1 protein-coding gene is annotated in these 554 nt (G+C 56.1%); it reads right to left on the reverse strand.

The features are described 5' to 3' along the window. The coding region (locus WH277_RS05690; RefSeq protein WP_339504939.1) for a GTPase at positions 1-554 on the reverse strand (554 nt) is incomplete at both ends.

Here is a 554-nt window from a genome sequence, read left to right on the forward strand (position 1 = left end):
CGATCGGCCTGTTCGATCTCATTCCATGCGCGTTCGATGCCAATGCGCTCAACTTCATCGCTGGCTTCGCGTAATCCTGCGGTATCAATGATGTGCAGCGGCATGCCATCAATATGGATATGTTCGCGCAGCACATCGCGGGTGGTACCCGCGATATCGGTCACAATCGCGGCTTCGCGTCCGGCCAGTGCATTCAGCAGGCTGGATTTTCCGGCATTTGGACGCCCGGCGATCACCACTTTCATTCCTTCACGCAGCAGGCTGCCCTGGCGGGCTTCGGCACGTACGTCGTCCAGATCGGCAATCACCTGATTCAGCTGCGCTTCAATTTTACCGTCGGAAAGGAAGTCGATCTCCTCATCCGGGAAGTCGATGGCCGCTTCTACATAGATCCGCAGGTGAGTAAGTGCTTCCACAAGATGGTTTACACGGGCAGAAAATACGCCCTGTAATGAGTTAACGGCGGAACGTGCTGCCTGCTCGGAGCTGGCATCAATCAGGTCGGCAATCGCTTCAGCCTGTGCCAGATCCAGTTTGTCATTGAGGAAGGCGCG

This window comes from Erwinia sp. MYb416 (genome assembly GCF_037479575.1).
GTDB lineage: Bacteria > Pseudomonadota > Gammaproteobacteria > Enterobacterales > Enterobacteriaceae > Erwinia > Erwinia rhapontici.